We start from the raw sequence: 988 nt of genomic DNA, 5'->3' as shown, positions 1-988 counted from the left end.
CCTTGTATTCGGAGTGCAGCATCTTGGCTCGATGTCGCGCTGCTGACCGCGCTTTGTTCCGCCGCCGAAGAGCACGATCAACCGGTCACCGTCCTTGGCCAGATAGATGCGGTAGCCGGGCCCCCAATCGATCACGTACTCACCGATGCCATCGAACCATTTCGCGCTCGAGGTGTTGCCGAGTTCGAGTCGCAGCTTGGCCGTCACCACTTTGGCTGCAGCCTGCGCATCCAGGCCATCGAACCAAGTCTTGTAAGGGTTTGATCCGTCCTCGCGCAGATACTCGTCGACTTGAATGCCCATGTGCAATGGTAACGTATAGGTTACCAATTGGCAAGCGCCTCCTCAAGTGCAAGTGTCCTGGGCCGGTGTGGCCGGCTGTACGCGATCATGCCGCTGTTGCGGCCGGTCCGGAAATGACCCGCGCGCCGGAACCTCGCTCACCCGTGAGCGACATTGCAAACTCTTGCTATCCCTGGGATTGGGGGGCGACGAGAAGGGTTGGTCCGATTCCGGCATCTGGGGCAAGAAGAGAGCGATTCAAACGGTGGGGTGTGCGGACGCTAACTTGCGAGTTCYTRTCGCGATTGGCCAATCTGCGATCGAGTTCGCTGGCTGGAAAATGACGCTTGGCGCGCCTTTGGAGCTTGGCCATGCAGATCAAAATCAGTTTTGCCATTTCCGGCGGCACTGCCCGAGTCGGAGGCGTTGCCGCTGCTGACGCTGGAGGTCGATGCGCAGCCGCATCGAAACTCTGGGACTGGGCTTGGCCGATTCCAAGGCGCTGCTCGCGCGGATGCAGGCCCAGATCGTCACGCGTCAGGTCGAGCTGATGTCGACCACCCAGCGCTGATGCGATTGCTGTGGCCTGAATCGCGCCATCAAGGACTATCACGACGTTCACTACCGCAGCCTGTTTGGCAGTGTTGTGAAAGTGCCGCGTTGGCGTCGATGCGAATGTCATTGCAGCACCGCCCCAAGCGAACGG

The 988-nt window shown here is 60.0% G+C and carries 1 protein-coding gene; it reads right to left on the bottom strand.

Features of this window, described 5'->3' with window-relative positions:
* Positions 1-303: type II toxin-antitoxin system RelE/ParE family toxin (locus AC1DY5_RS56970; RefSeq protein ID WP_478122930.1), on the bottom strand; the 303-nt coding region annotated here is incomplete at its 3' end.
* Positions 304-988 lie beyond the last annotated feature (685 nt).

The sequence above is a fragment of the Variovorax sp. P4_D9 genome (assembly GCF_056401695.1).
This window is presented reverse-complemented; position numbering and strand designations above follow the sequence as displayed.